Below are 3,624 nucleotides of genomic sequence, written 5' to 3' on the forward strand. Positions count from 1 at the left end.
CACCGGGCGGGCCCGCCGGTCCCCGGCCGCCCGGACGTCGGCGATCTGGTCGAAGATGCCCGCGCCGATCGCGACGGCGCGCATGCCGTCCGCGAGGGCGTGGTGCATCTTCACGAGGACGGCGAACCGCCGGCCCCTCTCCGGAGCGGCCTCCGGCCCCGGGTCCGCCGGCGTCAGCACGTACATCTCCCAGGGCGGGACACCGCGCTCCAGCGGGCGTTCCATGAGCTCCCCGGCGAGCAGCTCGGCCTGGACGGCGAAGTCACCGGCCGGGAGAGGCAGCACCCGTACGTGGCGGTGGACGTCGAAGTCCTTGTCCACCGCCCACGCGGCCCCGCCGACCGGCAGCAGGACGTCCCGTACCCGCATCCGCAACCGGGGCACGGCGGCGGCGCGGGTGGCGAGCAGCTCGGGCACTCCTTCGCCGGGGGTCGTGCCCGGGGCCGCGGTGAAGACGGCGAGCGCGCCCAGGTGCATGGGGTGGTCGGCGGATTCGAGGTGCCAGAAAGCCAGATCGAGAGGTGCCAGCAGCTCGGTGGTCAAGGGGTCCTCACGTTCCGATCAGTTACGGTCAAGGTCAGCCACTTCACGCACAACTAACGATGTGTACCGCTCAACGTGACGGCCGGTCCGGGACAAGGAACTCGCTCCACACACACTTGCCGCTGCCGCGTGACTCCACCCCCCAGGCGTCCGCCAGCTCGTCCACGAGCAGCAGTCCGCGCCCGGAGACGCCCGCTGCCCCGGCGTCCCTGCGCCGGGGCAGCGCGCTGGAGCGGTCCTCGACCTCGACCCGCAGCCGCCGTACGGTCCCGGCCAGGACCCGCACGGTCACGATCGCGCCGCCGTCGGTGTGCATGAGCGCGTTGGTGATCAGTTCGTCGGCGGACAGCTCGATCTCGTCGGACCGGTTGCCCGCGCCCCAGGCGCCGACCGCCGCCCGGATCATGTGCCGTGCCGAACTGAGCGCCTCCGGGTCGCCCTGTGCGACGTGCTGCTGGAGCCGGCCGCCGGTCTGCGGGGCGTGGGCGCCCCTGCGCCGCAGCAGCAGGACGGCGACGTCGTCCTCGCCGCCGCGTTCGTCCACCACCTCGCAGAGCTTGTCGGCGAGCATCTGGAGGTCGCGCGGTCCGTCGCGGACGAGCGAGGACAACAGGCGCATCCCGTCGTCCAGGTCGGCGCCCGGCTGCTCGACCAGTCCGTCGGTGAACAGCAACAGGGTCTGGCCCGGGTCCAGTTCGAGCGTCCTCACCGGATAGTCGAGCTGGCCGAAGAGCGCCGAGAGGCCGAGCGGCATCCCCCCGCTCACCGGGAATCTCCGGCAGCTGCCGTCCATGCCCCTGACCATCGGGTCGACGTGGCCGGCCCGGACCAGCTGGACCACGCCGGTCGTCAGGTCCGCCTCCGCGTAGATGCAGGTGGCGAAGCGGTCGGTGTCCAGTTCGTGCAGGAAGACGGAGGCCCGGGCCATCACCGTCGCCGGGGTGTGCCCCTCGGCGGCGTACGCCCGCAGCACGATACGCAGCTGGCCCATCACGGCGGCGGCGTGGGTGTCGTGGCCCTGGACGTCCCCGATGACCGCGCCCACCCGGCCGCCGGGCAGCGGGATCACGTCGTACCAGTCACCGCCGATGTCCCGGCCGAGCCGGGCCGACCGGTAGCGGACCGCGATCTCGGCGCCCGGGACGGCGGGGATCCGGCGCGGCAGCATGGCCTGCTGGAGGCCCTCCGCCAGATCGTGGTCCTGCTCGAAGAGCACGGCGCGCTGGAGGCTCTGGGCGATGCTGCTGCCGAGGGCGACGAGGAGGTTGCGGTCCTCGCCGCTGAAGCCGTTCTTGTCGCCGTAGAGCAGGCCGAGGGCGCCGATGGGACGGGCCTGGGCGATGAGCGGGAGGTACGCGGCGGCGGTGATGCCCAGCTCGCTGATGTGCGGCCACAGGTCCGGGTAGGACGCGGCGAACTCCTCCGCGGACTCGATGAACCGGGGCGTGAGCGTCCGTACGACGTCGCTCATCGGGTACGGCTCGTCGATCCGGGTGACACGGGTGCCGGGCACGAAGGACCCCTCGGGCCCCTCGGCGACCAGGTGGATGCGGCCGGACTCGACCAGTCCCATGACCAGGCTGGTGGCGCCGAGGTGCTCCAGGCCGTGGGACTCCTTCAGGACGTCGATGACGTCCTGGACGGTCCTGGCGTGGGCGAGCGCGGCGGTCGTGCCCTCCACGACGCTGGTCTGGACCCGGCGTACCGCGTCCAGTTCCAGCCGGGCGGTGGAGTCGGCCAGCTCCTGGCTGGCGTCGCGGAGCACGCCGATGACGCGGTGGGGCCGGCCGTCGCTCTCGCGGCGGATACGGCCCTGGGCGTGCATCCAGCGCAGCGTGCCGTCACGCTGCCGCATGCGCATGTAGGCGCCGTAGGTCTCGCTGCCGCTCTCCATGGCCTCGGCCACGACGGCGTAGAGCCGGATGCCCTCGTTGTAGGGGATCCGGCCCTTGAGCCCGCTCGGCCTGCCGTCGTACTCCTCGGCCGTGAGGTCCAGCACGGCGAGCGCCGAGCCGTCGAGGTGCAGCAGCCCGCTGTCGAGATCCCAGTCGAAGATGCCCATCCGGTTGAGGGACATGCTGAGTTCCGGAGGGGCGGGCCAGTCGTCAGGGAGCGACACGGCACCCGCTGCCCGTTCAGCCATGGGGACACTCTGTCATCATTTGTCGGATTCTTCGAGTGGTCCGGTCATTCCTGGTAGGCATCGGGGCCGGTCAGGACATCACTGATCTGTTCCCTGTCGGGCTCGACGGGGAGCATCCCGTCGTCGCCGGTCGGGACGGGCTCGGGCTCCGGCTGCATGGGCTGCTCCTCCCCCGGCGGCTCCTCCGACGGGGGCTCGGGGGGCAGGGTGTCGCCGGGCCGCAGGGTCGTACGGGTGGGGGCGCCGGACTCGCGCGGGGTCCTGTCCGGCTTCGCCGGGGCGGACGGCTCGGGAGTCGCGGTGGGGGTGGCCTCGCCCGGCGGCCGTACGGTGTCGGGGTCGGTGATGTCGGCCTCGGGGCCGTACGGCGGCAGGACCTCGGGGAGCGCGTCCTCGTCCCCGTCCGTGCCGGTCCTGCGCTGCATCCAGGCGACCTCGACCAGGTCGACCACCACCAGCCCTTCGACGGCCGCGTCCGCGCGGTTGATGACGACGACGCGGCCGGGGGCGTAACCGGCCCAGCGCTTGCCCCGGTTCACGACCGCGCCCCGGACGGGGACGGGGGCGCGCAGCGGGTTCCCGCAGGCGCAGCGCACCCGTGGCAGCCCCCGCTCGTCGACCATGACGGCGGTGCCCGCCTGGAGCACGGACTGGTAGGGGGCGGCGGCCCCGTCCCGGTAGCCGTGGCCGGTGACGCGGGCGTCGGCCCGCAGGACCACCGGAGTGAGGCCGCGCAGGAAGGCCGGGACGGCGCTCCCGCCGATGCCGGCCCCCCGGGCGAAGGCGCGGGAGCGGGTCCGGTCCTCGGTGAGGAGGCGGATCTGCCGCTCCACGTCACAGCTGGAGACGGAGCGGGCGGCGCCGTAGAGGCCGGGGGTCGAGCCCGGGAGGGCGCGGGCGGCGCCGACGGGCCCGGCGGTGGCCTTGGAGGCGGACCG

At 73.6% G+C, this 3,624-nt stretch carries 3 protein-coding genes; all 3 read right to left on the minus strand.

Features of this window, described 5'->3' with window-relative positions; translation table 11 throughout:
- A partial coding sequence (locus tag GT042_RS02665) for a wax ester/triacylglycerol synthase domain-containing protein (protein WP_272925667.1) occupies window positions 1-543 on the minus strand: 543 nt, incomplete at its 3' end.
- A gap of 70 nt (window positions 544-613) precedes the next feature.
- Entirely contained in the window at window positions 614-2,686 is a 2,073-nt protein-coding gene (locus tag GT042_RS02670) for a SpoIIE family protein phosphatase (RefSeq protein ID WP_161307088.1), read from the minus strand.
- 44 nt (window positions 2,687-2,730) lie between these two features.
- A partial coding sequence (locus GT042_RS02675) for a DUF6777 domain-containing protein (protein ID WP_345943658.1) occupies window positions 2,731-3,624 on the minus strand: 894 nt, incomplete at its 5' end.

It is taken from the genome of Streptomyces sp. SID3212, assembly GCF_009865405.1.
Classification (GTDB): domain Bacteria; phylum Actinomycetota; class Actinomycetes; order Streptomycetales; family Streptomycetaceae; genus Streptomyces.